The following is an 18774-nucleotide window of genomic DNA, read 5'->3' on the forward strand; positions in this document are numbered from 1 at the left end:
CCGATGAGAAAAGATGGTTAATGGGGCTATTTCAATATTTCGATGGCCTTCTTCAGGCGGCGGAGAGTCTCCTGCTTGCCCAGGAATGCCGATATATCAAACATTCCGGGACCCTTGCCCTCGCCCACGAGAGCGAGCCGGAAGGCGTTCATCACATCGCCAAGCTTGTAGCCTTTGTCCTCCACCCACTTGAGGACGACGGGCTCCTGACCCTCGATGCTGAAGTCGTCGATGCCCTCGAGAACGGCCATGAGCTCGGTCATCTGCCGGGAGGAATACTCCTTCCAGCGTTTGCGTACGGTCTTCTCGTCATACGCCGTCGGGGCGATGAAGAAGAAAGAGCACAGCGGCCAGAGCTCCTTGACGAAGCTCACGCGGTCTTTCATCAGATGCACCACCGTCGTGATGCGCTCCATGCTCTCGTCAATGCCGTTGTTGGCAACAATCGGGGCAAAGAGGCCGGCTATCTCCTCGTCTGACTTGCGGAGGATATACTCGTGGTTGAACCATATTCCTTTCTGATAGTCGAACTTCGCCCCGCTCTTAGAACACTTGGTGATGTCGAAGGCCTGAACCAGCTCGTCGAGCGAGAAGAGCTCCTGCTCCGTGCCCGGATTCCAGCCCAAGAGGGCAAGGAAGTTGACCACGGCCTCGGGAAAATATCCGCTCTCGCGGTATCCGGAGGAGACTTCGCCGGTCTTGGGGTCGTGCCATTCCAAGGGGAAAACGGGAAAACCGAGGCGGTCGCCGTCGCGCTTGGAGAGCTTGCCCTTGCCTTCCGGCTTCAGCAGCAGGGGCAGATGGGCGAACCGGGGCATGGTGCCCTCCCAGCCGAAGGCCTTGTAGAGCAGCACATGCAGGGGTGCGGAGGGCAGCCACTCCTCGCCTCGGATAACATGGGTGATCTCCATCAGGTGGTCGTCCACTATGTTCGCGAGATGATAGGTGGGCAGTTCATCCGCGCTCTTATAGAGCACCTTGTCGTCGAGAATGTCGCTTTTCACATGCACGGAGCCGCGAATCAAGTCATCCACGACAATCTCCTGGCCGGGTTCCACCTTGAAACGGACGGTGTATTGCTGGCCGTCGGCAATCAGGCTCTCCCATTCCGACGAAGCTATCGTCAGCGAATTGCGCATCTGCATGCGGGTATGGGCGTCATATTGGAAGTTCTGGACCTCAGCACGCTTGGCCTCCAGTTCCTCCGGCGTGTCGAAAGCGTAGTAAGCCTTACCCTCATCGAGAAGCTGGCTGACATATTTCTTATAGATTTCCCGCCGTTCGCTCTGGCGATAAGGACCGTGAGAGCCGCCGAAGCTGACACCCTCGTCGAACTTGATTCCCAGCCAGCGGAAGGCCTCGATAATATATTCCTCGGCTCCCGGGACGAAGCGGTGGGAGTCGGTATCCTCTATCCTGAACACAAAGTCGCCCCCGTGCTGCCTGGCAAAGAGGTAATTAAAAAGGGCTGTACGCACTCCCCCGATGTGCAGAGGACCTGTGGGACTTGGTGCAAAACGCACGCGGACTTTTCTTTCTGACATTCTAAAAAATGAAGGTAAGTTGTAATTTTTGTGCAAAATTACTATTTTTTTTCGAGTATTGCGTATTTTTTTCGTATTTTCGCAAGGTAAACTATATTTATAAGATATGAAGTTCAACTCTTTAGATAATCACTATTGGCGTAATCTGCTGACGCGCATCATACTGGTATCGCTCACCATCCTGCTCATCGTGTGGTTTCTTCCCCGCAACGAGGGGCCAAGTTTCCGCTACGATATCAATAAGCCCTGGATGTACGGATCATTCATTGCGCGCTTCGATTTTCCCATTTATAAGACAGAGGAGACCATCAAGGCACAGCAAGACTCCATGATGAAGGCCTTCCAACCGTATTACAACTATGACCTGAAAGTGGAGACCGAGCAGCTGAACAGGCTCCGACAGGACTTCAAGGATGGGTTTCCGGGACTTCCGCGGGAATATGTCTCGCTGGTCATAGCCCGCCTGCACAGGCTCTATCAGGCCGGAATCATGAACGCACCGGAGTATGGGGTCCTCGCGAAAGACTCCTCCAACATGATTCGGGTGGTCAATGGAAAGGAGGCACAGAGCCTCCAGATCAAGTTTCCCTACTCCACCCTGACCGCCTACAACATGCTTTTCAGCGACGATCGGCTGGCGCCCCTGAAGCCGATATTGCAGAAATTCAACCTCAATGAATACATCGAGCCCAACCTGCTGTATGACAAAGAGCGCAGTGAGACGGAACTCAACGACTTGCTCAGCGGCATATCGCCCGCCAGCGGGATGGTGCTCAGCGGACAGAAAATCATCGACCGGGGCGAAATCGTGGACGAATACACCTACCGGGTGCTCTCTTCCTTCGAGCGGGAGCTGCAAAGACGGAGTGCCGCGACTACCGAAATCACCTCCACCATCATCGGACAGCTCATCTATGTGAGCATCATGGTGCTGCTCTTCTCGTTCTACCTATGGCTCTTCCGCAGGGATTACTTCGCCAAGCCCCGCAGTATCACCATGCTCTATGCGATGATAACGATATTCCCCATCATCGTCTCCATCATGATGACGCACAATTTCTTCAGCGTCTACATACTTCCGTTCGCCATGGTGCCCATCTTCACGCGCATCTTCATGGACTCCCGGACGGCATTCATCACACATGTTACGATGATACTCATCTGCGCGGCCGCCGTCAAATACCAGTATGAGTTCATCATCGTGCAGATTGTGGCGGGACTCGTGGCCATCTATTCCCTGCGTGAACTTTCCCAAAGGGCACAGGTTCTCAAGACAGCACTCTTCGTTACACTGGCCAGCGCCTCCATTTACTTTGCCCTTCAACTCATGCAGAGCAACGATATAGCCAAGCTGGACCAAAGCATGTACTATCATTTTGCCGTCAATGGGGTGCTGCTCTTGCTGGTCTACCCGCTGATGTACCTTATCGAGAAGCTGTTCGGCTTCACCTCCAATGTTACGCTCTTCGAGCTTTCCAACACCAACAAGGGCGTTCTCCGGGACCTGAGCGAAGTCGCTCCGGGCACCTTCCAGCATTCCATCACCGTGGGAAACCTGGCTGCGGAGATTGCCAATAAGATCGGGGCGAACAGCCTTCTCGTGCGTACGGGAGCGCTATACCATGACATCGGGAAGATGGCGAACCCCGTCTTCTTCACCGAAAACCAAGCAGGCGTGAATCCGCACGACGCGCTCACCTCGCTCGAAAGCGCCCGCATCATCATCGGACATGTAATGGAAGGCGTGAAGACGGCGGAGAAGAACAATCTTCCCACGGTCATCAAGAACTTCATCCTCACGCATCACGGACGAGGGCTCGCCAAGTATTTCTATGTGAAAGAGCAGAATGCGCACCCCGGTGAGACCATAGACAAGACCCCGTTCATGTATCCCGGCCCCAACCCGTTTACCCGCGAGCAGGCCATTTTGATGATGGCCGACACCGTGGAAGCGGCCTCACGCTCACTTTCCGACTACACCGAGGAAAGCATCAGCGACCTCGTCAACAAGCTCATAGACCATCAGGTGGCCGACGGATACTATAAGGAGTGCCCCATCACCTTCCTGGATATCGACCAAAGCAAGAAAGTTCTCATTGAGAGACTGATGTCCATCTACCACACGCGCATCCAATATCCCGAACTGAAGAAAAAAACCGAGGCCGGAGAAGAAACCCCTCGGAGAGAACACTATTATCAGGGAAAAAACCAGAAATAAGCTTTTATTCATGCACAGATTTCCAAATTTGTGCATGAATATAAGGTTTTATAGTTAACATTTATAAAAATAGTAAAACAAAAAGGCGTATTATAGAACACAATTCGTAACTTTGCGGACAAATTTTTACAACTTTTTTAGAATGATTAAATTAAAATTTGCCTGCTTAGCGATTGTTTTCTTTATGGCAGGCACGACCACCATGAGAGCTGGTGGCATCCTGACGAATACCAATCAGAGTATTAGTTTTCTTCGAAATCCCGCCCGCGACGGTGCCATCGGCATCGACGGAGTCTACTCGAATCCAGCCGGAGTGGCCTTTATGAACGAGGGTTTCCACATAGCCTTCAACTGGCAGTCGGTATGGCAGACGCGCACCGTAACCACCACGAATCCCCTCTTCGCCTTAGGAGTGCAAAACGATGCTGCCACGAGCAAGACCTATAAGGGATACGCAAGGGCTCCTTTCCTGCCTTCCCTTCAGGGAGCCTACAATAAAGGCAGGTGGTCGCTCCAGTTCAACGCCACCATTACAGGCGGCGGAGGCAAGTGCGAGTTCAAGCAGGGCATCGGTTCCTTCGAGGGGGCTGTCGGCCAGATTGCCAACTCCCTGAAGCCGCTCGGGGCGACGGGATACGACCTGAACAGCTACATGCAGGGCAAGCAGTTCTATTTCGGGCTCACCGTCGGTGCCGCATACAAGGTAAACGAGCATCTCTCCGTCTACGGCGGTCTGCGCGCCCTGTACGGCATAGCCACCTACAAGGCCAAGATTTCCGACATACGCGTCAACACCGCCAACGGCCTCATACCGTTCGGTACCTATCTTGACCAGACCAACGCTTATCTGGCCGGCAACCTCGCCCAGGTACAGGCAGGGCTGAACCAACTGAAGCCCATCATCGACGCCCAGGGCGAGAATGCTCCCGAGCAATACCTCACGCAGTATAAAACCCTCCTTGCCACTCAGGCACAGCTCACCACGACACAGGCTTCGCTCACCCAGCTCGAGGTCTATCGCGAGGGTGTGAACCTCCAGTCCGACCAGACAGGCTTCGGCATAGCCCCCATCATCGGCGTGGACTACAAGACCGGGAACTTCAACCTTGCCGCCAAATACGAGTTCCGCACGCGCATGTCGATGAAGAATAAGTCTACCGTCGACGAGGTGATGGCCATCGAAGCGGTAAACCAGTTCCGCGACGGGACCTCCGTTCGTGAAGACAACCCCGCCCAGCTGGCCTTCGGAGCACAGTGGAGCGTACTGCCCAATGTGCGCCTCAATGCCGGCTATCACCACTTCTACGACGCCGAGTCGAAGAAATACGCCGACAAGCAGAAACTTCTCGACGGCGGCACCAATGAGTATCTCGGCGGCGTAGAGTGGGATCCCGTGGACAATCTCACCGTGAGCGGCGGATTCCAGATTACCAAATACGGCCTCACCGACAGCTACATGAACGACATTTCATTCGTCGTAGACTCCTGGTCGTTCGGCCTCGGAGCCAAGTATCAGGTATCCGACAAGGTGGCCGTCAACGCAGCCTACTTCCAGACCAACTACGGCGACTACCGCACGGCACCGTCGGCAGCAGGAGTGCAGAACTCCTTCACCCGCACCAACAAGGTGCTCGGCCTCGGCGTGGAAGTGGACTTCTAAACAAGAACAAAAACCACAAAACCTATTAAAAACCATGGCCGGCGACGCTACATGCGCCACCGGCCTTTCCTGTTTGCCGTCAACAGGCTGACGAAATCGCCGATTTTATAATATAAAATAAGTGATTTTAAAAGGTAAAATAAGTGATTTTACAATGCAAATTCACTTATTTTACTGAACAGAAAGCAGCTAAAAGGAATTTAAACAGCCGCGATTAACCCGACGGGAAGCGGTCAGAGAGGGTCTACATCATAGTATATCTGGAGGGCGGCATAGCACTTGTCCTGCATCATCTGCCGCTGGGCGAGCCGCAGATACCCGCGTGCCCGTTCCAGGCTGATGCCGCTTTCGAGCTTGATGACCAGCTTGCGGATGTGCAGGGCCTTGACACGAGCCACGGCAGGCTTATCCGGCCCGAGCACCCGCTCCCCGAACCATTGGCGCAGACGGCTGCCCAGTTCAATGCCCGCCGTGTCGACCACCTCGGCCTTGGCATGCTTCAGGTAGACATAGACGAGGCGATAGAAAGGCGGATAGCGGAAGAGCCGCCGCTCCTCCAGCAGGTCTCTGAAAAAACCCTCGTAGTCGTTGCTCACCACCTGCGCTATCACGGGCAGGTCGGCATTCTTCGTCTGTAGCAATACCAAGCCGCGGCGGCCTTTCCTGCCGGCCCTCCCACTCACCTGCGCCATCATCATGAAAGCATGCTCGTAGGCACGGAAGTCGGGATAGTTGAGCATGGAGTCGGCATCGAGAATGCCCACCACGCTCACGCGGTCGAAGTCAAGTCCCTTGCTGATCATCTGCGTTCCCACGAGGATATCCGACTTGCCCCGGGAGAAGTCGCTGATGATGCGCTCGTAGGCAGTACGCGTACGGGTGGTGTCAAGGTCCATGCGCGCCACCCGGGCCTCGGGAAAGAGTTCCCTGATCTGGTCTTCTATCTTCTCCGTGCCGTATCCCCGCCCGCGAATCTCGGTACTCTCACAATTCGGGCACACCGCCGGCACCTGATAGGTAAACCCGCAATAGTGGCAGGTGAGCAGGTTGGTGTTCTTGTGAAGGGTGAGCGACACATCACAGTTGGAGCACTTCGGCACCCATCCGCACACCTTGCACTCTATCATCGGGGCGAATCCGCGCCGGTTCTGGAACAATATCACCTGCCGTCCCTGGCCCAGAGCCTCGCGGACGGCCGTAAGGAGCTGCGGCGAGAAAGGCCCCTTCATCATCTTGCGGTGGCGGAGGTCTTTCACATCCACCACCTTTATTTCGGGCAGTTCCATGCCCTTATAGCGTGTCTTCAGCTCCACGAGGCCGTACTTTCCCCGACTTGCGTTATAGTAGCTCTCCATCGACGGGGTGGCCGTCCCCAGCAAGGTCTTCGCCCCATACATGCCGGCAAGCATGATGGCGGCCGACCGCGCATGGTAACGGGGTGCCGGATCCTGCTGCTTGAAGCTGGTCTCATGCTCCTCGTCGATGATGACCAGCCCCAGGTTCCGGAACGGCAGGAACACCGCGCTGCGGGCTCCGAGGATGATGTCATAGGGATTCCGGGAAAGCTGCTTCCGCCAGATTTCCACGCGTTCGGCGTCGCTATACTTGGAGTGGTAGATGCCGAGCCGGTTGCCGAACACCTTCTGGAGCCGCTCCATAATCTGAACGGTGAGCGCAATCTCGGGCAACAGGTAGAGCACCTGCCGGTGCTGCCGCAAGGCCTGATGGATGAGATGGATATAGATTTCGGTCTTCCCGCTGGAAGTAACCCCGTGCAGCAAGACCACAGAGTGCTTCATCATCTGCATCAGAATGCGGTTGTAGGCATTCTGCTGCGGCTCACTAAGGGGCTTGATGTTGCCGAAGTCGGGCTCAAAGTCCAGGTTCAGCCGCCCCACTTCCCGCTCGTAGGTCGTGAGAAAGCCCCGGTCGACGAGCGACTTCAGGTTGGCCGAGGTGCAATGGCTCACATTCATAAGCTCTTCGCGCGATATCTCGCGAATCTCCTCCTGGGGTTCCGCGCCCTCGAGGGTGTCCCAGTGAGAGAGGGCAAGATAGTCGAGGAGCACCTTCTGCTGCTTCTGGGCTCGCCCGAGCATGTTCAGCGCGATGTGCAAGGCCTCCTCTCCCTGATATTTTTGCGGCAGGGCTACAAAGGTTTCGGTCTTCGGACGATAACCGTCCTCGGCCTTCAGGCCTGAGGGGAACGCCGCCTTGTAGACCTCGCCGAGGGGCGACATATAGTAGTCGGCTATCCATTGCCAGAGCCTCAGCTGCTGCGGGAGGAGCATCGGCTGCCCCTCGTCGAGCACGGCCATCACCTCGCGCACCTCAAACTGCGGCTCTCGGTCGTGCACCTCGCTGGCAATGGCGGTATAGGTCTTACTCTTGCCAAGGGGCACCAGCAGGCGCACACCCGGCTTCACCTGGGCTTCCATCGCATCGGGAACGGCATAGGTGAACACTCCCTCCAGCGGCAAGGGCAGTATGACATCGACAAACTTCATTGTGGCAAAGGTACACCAAACCGAGCAGAACGCAAAACAAATCCCGCTTTATTTTCCCCAGATGGAAGATACGGCGTACTTCATGAAAAGTAATCCAGATAGAGGAAATTATGAAACGCGGTCTTCCACCTGATAAACTCGCGCTTTATGGCATTCCAAGAGCAAATCCCCGAAATGTTTTCCGGCAGAATCCGCCAATCCCCAAAAATCTTAATGCTTGAATAGGGCTCGCTGATTTCTTGACGGGTAATGCTCTGTATCCGCCTAAAGCCTCTTCGCAATTTCGATTGCCCTGGCCAAAGCCTCGTCCTTCGGCACTTCATAATCCGGCAATGTGCCGTGTATATCATTCTCGTCGGCGCCATATTGCCAGAAACGCTTGTAGGAGACGGAAGCCTTCAGTCCGGAGACAGGGAGACGATACATAAGCACATCCCCGAAGCAGACATTCATCCCGCCCGTCTCTTCGCCGATGACCTTCCCCATGCCAAACACCTTGAAAGCCCATGCAAACGAACTTGCGGAAGAGAAGGTGCGGTTGCTGGTGAGCAGATAGACCCTGCCCTTGAAGTGTCCCTCTTTCTCTGTCAGAGGCCTAATCATATCACTGTCCTGAACTTCCATATAATACCAGCCTACATTCTGCTTCCAGTCCATGAGCCTTTGAGTGGTGGGCGTAACCCGCGCAAGCTCCTTTCCAAACTGATTGAAAGGCCTGGGAGAGATATAGCGGAACAATATATCCCCGACTTCCGAGTTTCCCCCGCCATTCTCGGTGATGTCTATAATCAGGCTGTGGATATTGTTTTCGCGCAATGTTGTAAACATAGAGTCGGCAAAGACCTTCATCCGCTCAGGGTCGTTAAACCCCTTGAAGTCCATGACCGCCACCTTGTCTTCGGAAAGCAGGCGGAAGCTATAACTCTCTGGTGCGGCCACGGCCCGCTTCTCCCTTTGCTTTTTCAATGCAAAAAGCTCGTGATTGGGACAGGGAGCAAGCGTAATCCGGCGAGGCTTCCCGCCGCCCGGCTCCTTGTATTCTATTTTATAGGAATCCGCAGAATAGAGCAGGAAGAAGAGCGCAGGGAAGTCGTTACGCACCCTCTGCATCCTAAAGGCCTGCGATTCTCCACTCTCATAATCCAGCATCCGCTCTATCATCTGCCGGGCTGTAACATCATTTATCGCAAGGATTTGCGCCCCTTCAGGAATCTTGTTACCCAAACTGAATGAAACCGTAACGGCATTGTCCGACCCGACCTCAAGGGAAAGCGGTATCCTGGGGGTATCCTTTTTGAAAGCATCATTATATGGAAAAAACAATGAAGTGTGCCCATCGCCAATCCTTACCACAAGAGGCTGTATGGCTTTGTATAATTGCAGGGTAGATAACGAGTCCGGCAAGGCGGCCTCTATCTGGTTCACCATCTGCAGGAAAGCGCCTTGCCCGCAGACGGAAAACAGATTAGGATGTATCTCGCTGAGGTTATAGATGAGCGATTCGATATCGAATACGGCCTGTTTCCTTGACAACAGGCTTCCGGATTTCAACCGCAACTCGGGTGAAGGGTTGTCAATAGAATAGAGACTGTCGTCCTGAGCCTGTGCTTTTATCGTGCATACAACGAGCAGAAACAACAAAATGGATCGCAGCAGATTTTTCCTTTTCATGACTTATACAAATATTAATGATTATATATTTCCACTTGGACGCGGGCTTATCCTTGCCTTATGCCCATACCGTGGCGGCAAGGAGTGCGATGACAAGTATAAATAATGTATGCGCAAACATATTTTGAATGGCTTAAAAAACCGTTCTCTCTCATTGAGGTGTAAAGGTAATGAAAATTCTATAACGAGTAAAGAAGTTCGGGGAAATTAATATCATCTGGGAAGATTTTTCTTTTCTACAGGTAGAGAAATGCACGATTTATGAGATTTTTTGTTTATTTTTGTAGCATTATAAACAACAAGAACATGAAGAATAGAATCTTATTAACAATCCTTTCGGCCCTGTTCGTCCTGAACGGCAACGCACAGGGCAAGGACACTTTCTGGCTGGGTGCCGACATCAGCGGCACCACCGAGCTGGAGGCACGCGGCGAAAAACTCTATAATGCCAAAGGTGAAATCCGCGAGAATACCGCCCTGATGAAAGAACTCGGTCTCAATGCAGTAAGACTCCGGGTATGGGTGAATCCCCGGGGAGGCTGGTCGGGCAAGGAAGATGTGCTCCAGATGGCCAAACGGGCACGCTATTACGGTATGGCGATAATGATTGACTTCCACTACAGCGACTGGTGGGCAGACCCAGGGAAACAACCGGTGCCGGGTGTATGGCAATACCTGAAATACGACGAGGTGAAGCTTCAGATCGGACAGTACACGCAAGAGGTGCTGCAGTTGCTCAAGGACAACGACATCGAAGTGAAATGGGTACAGGTGGGAAATGAGACTACACATGGATTCCTATGGCCCATGGGGCGGGCAGAAGACAACATGGAACAGTATGCCGGGCTCACCCAGGCGGGCTATGATGCCGTGAAAGCCGTATACCCCGCCGCTCAGGTCATCGTCCATCTGGATGCGGGATGCGACCAGAAACGCTACGACTTCATCTTTGACGGCCTCCGGAAATACGGCACCAAATGGGATATCATCGGCATCAGCGTATACCCCCACTGGGACATCGAGGCCAAACTCGAGAAAGACTATAAGGGAACCATTCGCGATTTCACGGCCAACATCAAGCATCTCTACCGTAAATACGGAACGGAGAGCATAGTCGTAGAAACAGGCGTAGAATCCGCCAAGCCTGTAGAAGGAAAGAAAATACTCTCCGAAATCATAGAGGCGGCCGAGCACAAGACCGACGGTCACTGCCACGGAGTGTTCTATTGGGCACCGGAATTGGAAGGAGGCTATCCGCTGGGAGCCTTCCAGAACAATCGGCCTACAGTCATCATGGATGCCTTCAAACGATGAGCATCCCTGGATGGAGCAGTCTCCCCACCAGATGCCTGTCGGTTCAGAAGGCTGTATGCACCGTCTTTTCATTTTCCCGGAAACATCTTCCGGGATTTTTTTCCGTTTCTGTCTTCATGGCAAAAAAATGTCTCCCCCAGTGTAAAAATCACCCCCTGTTGCTCCGGATTCCGCTGCACTCTCTTTCTTAAATTATGCTAAACATACTGTCGGAGTAAGTAGTTTCCGTCTCTGAAGTGTAGTATATATAGAGTTGTGAAACTCTTTTGCATTTTAAGCATATAATCATTTAAGTTAGATTTAAGTAAGAAATTACTTATTTTAAAAGGAAACCATACCGCCGAGATGACGACCGTGGCTTTCAATTCTATCCCGGATAATTATCCGGGATTTTTCCCTACTTTTCCGCCCGCAGATGCCTTCTCTCCCGGAGATACTCCTGCCAGCAATAAATCTTATAGCAACCAAGTGCGTTTCTGAAATTATTTATATCTTTGTACTGAAAAAATCTCCTGAATCGTGTAATAATATACCTCGGCAACAGTCTTAGAAGTAACAGATCACAACACATGGAAGATTCAGAAATGGTAAAACAAGTCCTCGTGCACCAACGCATGGGCAGCTTTGAAGACATCGTGCGGAAATATTCTGGCATGGTTTTTTCCAAAGCACTCGGCATTGTCAAGGACGAGGAACTCGCAAAGGAAATTTCTCAGCAGACTTTCATCAAGGCTTACACCCGCCTCGGCAGCTGGAGCGGCAAGGGAACCTTAGGGGCGTGGCTCTCCTCCATCGCCCTGCACCTGGCACTGAACCATCTCGACAAGGCACGGCGACGACGCACACAAGCCCTGGAGCACGATTTTCCCGACACGCCTTACTCTGATGAGCACGAGGAAAAGCTGCTCCAGATGGAGGCTGCTGTCAATGCCCTGCCTGAGCAAGACCGCCAAATCATCCGGCTCCATTATTATAAAGGGGTAAAGACCGATGACATTGCCAGACAGCTTAATCTCTCACAAGCGAATGTACTGGTGCGCCTGCACCGAATACGCGAGCACTTAAAATCAACAATCAAAGCACAAGACCATGACCGATAAAGAACTAAACCAACTGATGAGAGAAACCTTTGAGCGGCAGAAGCTGCTCGAAGACATCAACCAGAGCATCATGCAGAACCTGCGGAAAACCAGCCGCAGGGAGCGTGCCCGCAAGTGGCTGCACCTGCCGGCATTATGTTTCGGACTTCCCCTCTTCGTTATGCTTATGCTCTATTGCGCCTACAAAGCCGTTGTGCAATCGGGATTTTCCCTGCCCGTTACCTTTGCCATGCTGGTATTCGTCATCTCTATTATCTGGACAGGATACCAGATGTTTGAAAACTTTTCTGTCCGAGCGATGTAATAATCCTGTAGCCGACAGGTCTTTTAAGTAGAAGTTTAACCATTTAAAATATTAGATTATGAATACTTTTGAAGCTGGAGCCATCATCGTAAGTATGGGTATCTTGTGTGGAATCGTAGCAATTGTCAGCACCTTCCTTGTGATATACCACAAAAAAAGGAACGAACGCATAGTCCGGCAGTCGATTATCGAGAACCATGTAGACGCCGAAACAGCCAAACTACTGATAGAACCTACCAAGAACAAGAACAGTAAGTATAGCGCCCTAATGTGGGGATGCTCGCTGATAGGCCTTGGGCTGGGCTGGGGAACAGACCTCCTGTTGGACCTGAGTGAAAAGAGTCTCGGCTATTATATCGTTCTCGCCGTGGGTGTAGGTATCGGCCTTCTCGTCTATTTCATCATCAAGTCGAAGCTGGAGGCAAGACAACAAATCAAGGAAGAGGAAGAATCTTAACTCTTAAAATAAAAATCTCTTTTTGAAACCAAGGCCTGCGGGAAGTGATTCCAGCAGGCCTTTTCTTGCTAAATGCCTTCCGGGGCACAACCAACTATCGCCGTCGTGCCCCGCCAAGGCTATTCCACCTCTATTTCCAGCATGCTCCCCGTAGCCGAAAACTCGGGGGCATAGGCGCATTGAGCCGTAATGCTGCCCGATGAATAGTGACCCGCACGATCCACGAAGTAGGTATTCTCTATTGTCCAGTGCCCCTTGTGGAGCTTGTCGAAGAAGTAATGGGTAGCCACATCTTTCGTCGCACAGTAGCAGCGCAGGGTATAGTCGTAGCCGCTCATTTGGTTGGTAGGTTCCAGACAGGCCGGCCGCTTGTCTACTATCTGCACGAAGTCGAGGTCGCGCTCGACATCGAGCATAATACGGACAGTTACCTTATCTCCCACCTTCAGGGCTTTTACCGGTTTCTGCCCGCCGACGGCAATCACCTCGCCATCCTTCAGAATTTCCCTTTTTACCTGCAGTTCCGTCCCGGAGGACTCCACATTTCTCACCTCCTTTACAGCCTGCAGATAGAGCGTACCCCAGCTGGTTCCGGTCGTTTTCTTGTCAATGGTAACCTGGGTAGCGGAATCAGGCTGCATCGTAGCTCGCACATAACCTATCTGCGGCGTAGCCGCCGAAGTCTGGAGAGTGCCGTCGGAGGAAATGGAAACAGGTGGCACACCAGCCACAAAGGCATTTCCCCGTCCTGCCACGAAGGCATTCACGGCATCTACCGTTACCACTGGATTCTCCCAATACTGGGCTCGCTTCTCCTGTAACAGCCACTGCTGCATCTGCCGAATGGTAACGCTGTCGTCGGGCGTTATCATCCGGATGGCCTCGATGGCCGCCGTCTGGGTGGGTATCTTGTAGTTGCGCCAGGTATAGCCGGCTCGCTTCGTGTCGAAGTAACGCCCCATATCTTCACGGTAGACGGTATGCTGCTTCAGGCTCTCCACATAATCCAGAGCCTTCGCTTCACGGCCTGCACGATGGAAAATAATGGCACCCAAGGCTCGTGAGAACATGCTCTGCAACGACTCATCGCCCTCTATGAGCTTAACGAGATAGGCATTGGCATCCTGCACCGACGGCTTGAGCCGGGGCTGTTCCATGGCGCAGAGATAGAGATATTCCAGCCAGTCAGACGAGAGCTGCTGCGCGCGGTGCCCCTTCATGCGGGCTACTTCTTTTTCAGCGGCCGCTCCCATATAGCCGAAAGCCGACGAGAGCATCGCTCGGGTGTCGGCCTGCTGCCCCAAAACTGTGTTCAGCCGCACCAATGCCTCTGCCGTGGCAAGGGTTACAAAGAAACTTCCGTCCATGCCCTTAAACCAGCTCCACGAGCCGTCGGCATTCTGCAAGCGGCGCAGCTGACGCAGGTTGGCTCCCAGTTCCCGATCTATCCGGGCGCGTTTGAAGAAGTTCACGAGCTCCTCTTTCTGACGAGTCTCTCCCTTGGCCTCGGCCACCCATGGTGTCTCGTTCAGCAACAGGTTTCTCAGGTTTTCATTCCTTTGGAGCGGACTTACCATCGTCGTGTCCTTCGCCCATGCCTCCACGGCCTTACGAATGTCGGGCGAGGAAGTGAGAATATGGCGCGCAAGGGAGTTGACATAATAGGCTCCCGACTGACAGAGGGCGCAGTCGTCAAACGGATGGGCATACTTGGCGAGTGCCGGCAGCAACAGCCACGAGGGGTTGGAGGTGTATTCCACCGTCAGGCGATTGGATTCATCTTTCTCTGGGAACAGCTCCCGCAGGTCAAAAGTCTTTTTCTCCGGCTGCTGCTGGGTGAAGGTAAGAGTCTGCGTTACCAGTTCCCGATTAGACAGCACGGGCAGATAATGCTGCTCACCATCGCTCGTACCGCCTGCCGAGGCTACCACCTTACAGATAAGTAGGGCTGGATCGGAAGGTTTGGGGGCATAGCTGAACTTCACTACTTGCTGCTCACCGGCGGGAGCGGAGAAGTCCTTACGCTGCTCATAGACCACTTGCTCGGTTTCGGCATCCAGCAGTTGCAACAGGGCGGAGCCGCTGAGAGCATGGTCAGAAGAGTTGAAGATTCGGGCAGAAAGTGTGCCTTCGTCGCCCACACGAAGGAAACGAGGCTGATTAGGCTGCACCATAAAGTCCTTGCGCGACACAGCCTCCGACTCCAGAAGGCCGTAACGCACATCACGGGTGTGGGCCAGCCCGAGGAACTTCCACGCCGTGATGCTTTCCGGAACGGTGAAATTGAGGGTGATATTGCCATCGGAATCGGTTGTCAGATGCGACACGAAGAAAGCCGTCTCGTTCAGGTTTTCACGCACAGGAACGGCTGCCAGGGCAGCGGCATCGGGCTGCACGCTGCTCACCGAGTCGGCTTCACTAAGCAGGCCAAGTATTCTGCGAGGATCCTCTGGCGACCTGCTGCCATAGATACCAGGTAAAGAACCCGAAAGGGCGTCCACCAACCTCTCGTCGGAATCCCGCTTAATGACGGGTGCCGTGAACCTTACCTTGCGCACGACAGAGCCTACCATGCTCGACTTCCTGTGCACTACATAGCCCGTTACAACGACCTCATCGAGCCCGTTACCGTCATATGTCATCTGTACATTCAGGATTCCCGTAGCCACCTTTTGCCGCTGCGAGAGGCAGCCAATGTAGGAGAATTCGAGCACCTCGCCCGCGAAGGCCTTGATGGAATAGTGCCCGTCGATGTCAGTGGCGGTGCGTCGGTCAGTACCCAGAACCCGCACCACGCAGCCTATGAGCGGATCGCCATTGTCATCGCTGACGACTCCACGCACCTGACCGAGCACGCCGCCGAGGTTCAACTGATTCAACACAAGGCTTGACTCGGGAATCGGGTTGAAGCCAACGGATGCCCCCACAAAAAGTGCCCTGCTATCACGATACCACCACTCCACACGAGGCAGACGGTTATAGAGATTCGGGAAGAATTGGAAAGCATGCTCCTCGTTGATGCGGTCGAGCGACTGGTCGTAGAGCGTAGCCATCAACTGCGCCACGGCAGGCCGCCCGTCGGGAGTAGCGACATGAAGACTCCACTCCTCGGAAGTGCCCGGACGGAGCCGATCGCGGAAAGTGTTCCACTTCATGATCAGTCGCTTGTCGGGTAGTGGAGCCTCTATCCGGAAGTCATGGGTATGTGCCCGTCCGTTGCGATACCATCCCACGGCTACCACTATGCCATCGCCGTAAGCCTCGCGATACAGGAATTTCCGGGTACAGATGGAATCGCTGAAGTCCATTGTACCGCTCTCCAGCAGCTTGTCTTTGGCAAAAACGGCGTAATAGGCATGTATATCCTGCTCGGAGGAACCGATGCTGACAGTTACGGGCACCTGGTTTTGCGGAGCAAACTCTGAAAGATTCTGATAGAACCACTCGTCCGCGGCATAGCACGGACGGGTGGCCTGTGGGTCGAACACCACCAAGGTGCGGCGAAGGGTATCGCCCTGGCAGGCAGCCAAAAGCTTCAGCCGTCCCGCCTTAATACCTTGAGGAAGGTGCAGACCGCCCTTGTCGCCAGCCTTCAGGAGGAACTTCTCGCCATCAATGCCCTTATACCAGTAGACAATATCGGCCTTCACAGGAATGCCTTTATTGTTAAGCGGTGTCAGGGAAAGCCTCTTCAGGCGGTCCGAAGTAACCCTGTCGCCATTTCTGAAGTTGGCCGACAGTTCTACGGGCTTTGCCTTCAAGGGAAATTCCAGATGCTGCTCATAGCTCTCGCCAGCCATATCCGTAGTCTTCACCTCTACTTCATAGGCACAATATCGGTTGTCGTCAAACTCCACATCGGCAGTCAGCGGTATCGGCAAAGTGAAGTTGCCATGCTCATCGGAGACGGTATTCAAAGAGGTCGGAGACGGCGACTCGTCTTTCTCGGAACCGCTCGGAGCCCTGAATCTCACGGTATATTCCACCGCCGCACGCTGCACAGGCTCGCCCATGAGGCTCTTGGCATGCCCCTTCAGGCGCAGCGTGTCGCCAGGCTGATAGACACAGTCCACCTTGTCGATGGACACTTCGAAGGTAGGACGCTTATACTCCGCTACCTGGAATTCCACGCTCTCATCATCGCTATCTATAGAATAGGTACCCGTAAGACCTGACTTTGGCAATTCGAAATCGGCACTACAAGTGCCGAAATCGTCGGTTACGACCTCTTTCTCTGCCAACATCTGGCTGTTGGCATCATAGAGCTCGAGCGTGATTTTCTTCTTCGTCTTCACCTTCAGCTGATGATGATACTGATCATAATAGATGCCTGCGACATGAACAGTCTGCCCCGGACGATAGAGGTTTCGATCCGTAAAAAGACTCATACGGGCTTCTTTCTCGTAGTCGGAATCAACATAACCATAGCCGCCTGACAAATACTCAAAGGGACTGGCGGCATCGGCGGCCGTATAAATCCATACTTTCTTCTTATTATCTTTCAGCAAGAGCTCGCCTTTACAGTCGCACTTCCACACCTTCTCACCCTGTCTGACAAAAGCAGAAGGCACAGGCCGACCTGTAACGGCGCTGACGACAACCATCTTGAACCTGTTCCCCTTGGGCACTCCGAGCGACAACAGGCGCAGGTCGCTGACACGAAGGACATCCTCCCGGATCTTATTCGACACATCTGGAGAACTGACACGAATCAGGTAAACGCCCTTCAGCAAAGGAGGAAGGAGCAAAGAATCTTGACAGGCAGCATACTCCGTAGAAGGAGAATAATTACGGGAAAGGCAATGGGAAGGCATCTGCTGTAGGTAGCCCATGGAGTCCAAGGCTTCGAAAGAACGCTTCTCATAGCGCAATTGGTCGTATTCCGTCGCCGGCATATTTATCTTATAGACCACCAGCTGCAGCCTGTGGAGGTTGGTATAGTTTACCCGCAGCCTGACCGTATCCTGCGTAGTCAGGAGGTTTTGAGGACAACGGAGTTCATAACTGGGGGCCGTCAGGAGGGCTTTCTGGTTCTTCAGGTATTCCAGATGCGAATAGCCGGAATAACGATTCAGAGCTTCCGTTAGATATTCATAGCGTTGCTTTACTGAGATTTTCTTGTCGCCGGCCATCACTTTATAACGCTCCGTAGCTATTTCGGCCGCCAATTCCAAGTCGGAATAGAGACTTTGCAGGGAATCCAGCGAATGGAGATAAGTCCGGCGAAGCCGCTTTGTAAACCGGGCAGGACGACGCTGACGAAGCCATTCAAGACCCGTCAAGAGGGCGGCAGGACGGTTGTGGACCTGCGTGTAATAGGCATTGAGAGCTTTGAAATCACCCAAATAATAGCCGATGACACTCAAGAGGTCATTGCCGAAATACCTCCCGTCAGGGCCTAACTCCACGGCAGGAGCGAAATCGGCAGCCTTTGCGGAAGCCAACAAGGGCATATTGGCCAACGCGAGACGGTTATAGAGCGTGTCATTGGGAATTTGGTTGTGCAAGAAAGCCGCATAAATACTGGCCAACAGAGGCTTGCGGGTTCTCAGGGAAGCCTCCTTCTGCTTGAAGACTTCCACAAAAGACGCAACGCTGTCGGGGGAAAGAACCGCCGAAAGGTTGCTTCGCTCTATCTGAGCCCGTAGCAGATTGCCATAAGACAGTTCTTTTTCAGCCTTCGATTCGATCTTCCGTAAGATGGAAATTGCCGTCCGTGGCTTCATTTCCAAGTTTGAACTGAACTGCACCCACAAGTCTTCATAACTCTGACCCTGAGCGGACACGGCCAATAACAGCAACAGACAGGTAAAAAGAAGTTTCTTCATACAAAGCACGCCAATAAAAGGTATAACAATAAGAAGCAACCATAAAAGCTACTTTCTGGTTTTCAGATATCTGTGATAGATAACGAAAAAAACAACCTACTATTGTATCAAGAACTGCTATTTTTTCTTATATTTGCAGCTGAATATCTATCAACAATACACTATGGGCAT

General features: G+C 53.1%; 10 protein-coding genes. 6 read left to right on the forward strand and 4 right to left on the reverse strand.

The features are described from left to right. Nucleotides 1–26 precede the first annotated feature (26 nt). Nucleotides 27–1544, reverse strand: coding sequence for a glutamate--tRNA ligase (gene gltX, locus BM114_RS10665; RefSeq protein WP_092113303.1), 1518 nt, complete (start codon nt 1542–1544; stop codon nt 27–29). 106 nt (nt 1545–1650) lie between these two features. Here gltX and BM114_RS10670 point away from each other — a divergent pair, with 106 nt between their 5' ends. Both BM114_RS10670 and BM114_RS10675 read left to right on the forward strand, forming a co-directional pair. Further along, entirely contained in the window at nt 1651–3762 is a 2112-nt protein-coding gene (locus BM114_RS10670) for an HD family phosphohydrolase (protein ID WP_092113304.1), read from the forward strand. Between the two features lie 142 nt (nt 3763–3904). Next, nucleotides 3905–5422 (forward strand): OmpP1/FadL family transporter, encoded by a 1518-nt coding sequence (locus BM114_RS10675; protein WP_143089311.1) that lies wholly within the window; start codon nt 3905–3907, stop codon nt 5420–5422. 233 nt (nt 5423–5655) lie between these two features. Here the strand turns inward: BM114_RS10675 and priA are convergent, their stop codons facing one another. Both priA and BM114_RS10685 read right to left on the reverse strand, forming a co-directional pair. Beyond that, nucleotides 5656–7929 carry a replication restart helicase PriA gene (gene priA / locus BM114_RS10680; RefSeq protein WP_092113307.1) on the reverse strand — a complete coding sequence of 758 codons (2274 nt, stop codon included), beginning with the start codon at nt 7927–7929 and terminating at the stop codon, nt 5656–5658. Nucleotides 7930–8193: 264 nt separating this feature from the next. Beyond that, the gene (locus BM114_RS10685) at nt 8194–9600 is read right to left on the reverse strand and encodes a S41 family peptidase (RefSeq protein WP_092113308.1); all 1407 of its coding nucleotides are present in this window, start codon (nt 9598–9600) and stop codon (nt 8194–8196) included. A gap of 306 nt (nt 9601–9906) precedes the next feature. On the opposite strand from BM114_RS10685, the gene BM114_RS10690 reads away from it, so the two are divergent. The 4 genes from BM114_RS10690 (at nt 9907) to BM114_RS10705 (ending at nt 12775) form a co-directional block, all read left to right on the forward strand. Further along, nucleotides 9907–10914, forward strand: a complete 1008-nt coding sequence (locus BM114_RS10690) for a glycosyl hydrolase 53 family protein (protein WP_092113328.1) — start codon at nt 9907–9909, stop codon at nt 10912–10914. Between the two features lie 569 nt (nt 10915–11483). Further along, a complete protein-coding gene (locus BM114_RS10695) occupies nt 11484–12014 on the forward strand; it encodes an RNA polymerase sigma factor (RefSeq protein ID WP_092113309.1) in 531 nt (176 codons plus the stop codon). Then, entirely contained in the window at nt 12004–12318 is a 315-nt protein-coding gene (locus BM114_RS10700; RefSeq protein WP_092113311.1) for a hypothetical protein, read from the forward strand. Before BM114_RS10695 ends, BM114_RS10700 begins: the two co-directional genes overlap by 11 nt. Before the next feature lie 58 nt (nt 12319–12376). Next, nucleotides 12377–12775 carry a DUF6249 domain-containing protein gene (locus BM114_RS10705; protein WP_255406493.1) on the forward strand — a complete coding sequence of 133 codons (399 nt, stop codon included), beginning with the start codon at nt 12377–12379 and terminating at the stop codon, nt 12773–12775. A 119-nt stretch (nt 12776–12894) separates the two neighbouring features. Here BM114_RS10705 and BM114_RS10710 read toward each other — a convergent pair whose 3' ends face one another. Then, a complete protein-coding gene (locus tag BM114_RS10710) occupies nt 12895–18603 on the reverse strand; it encodes an MG2 domain-containing protein (protein WP_092113314.1) in 5709 nt (1902 codons plus the stop codon). Between the last annotated feature and the right edge of the window lie 171 nt (nt 18604–18774).

It is taken from the genome of Prevotella sp. KH2C16 (genome assembly GCF_900113305.1).
GTDB lineage: Bacteria > Bacteroidota > Bacteroidia > Bacteroidales > Bacteroidaceae > Prevotella.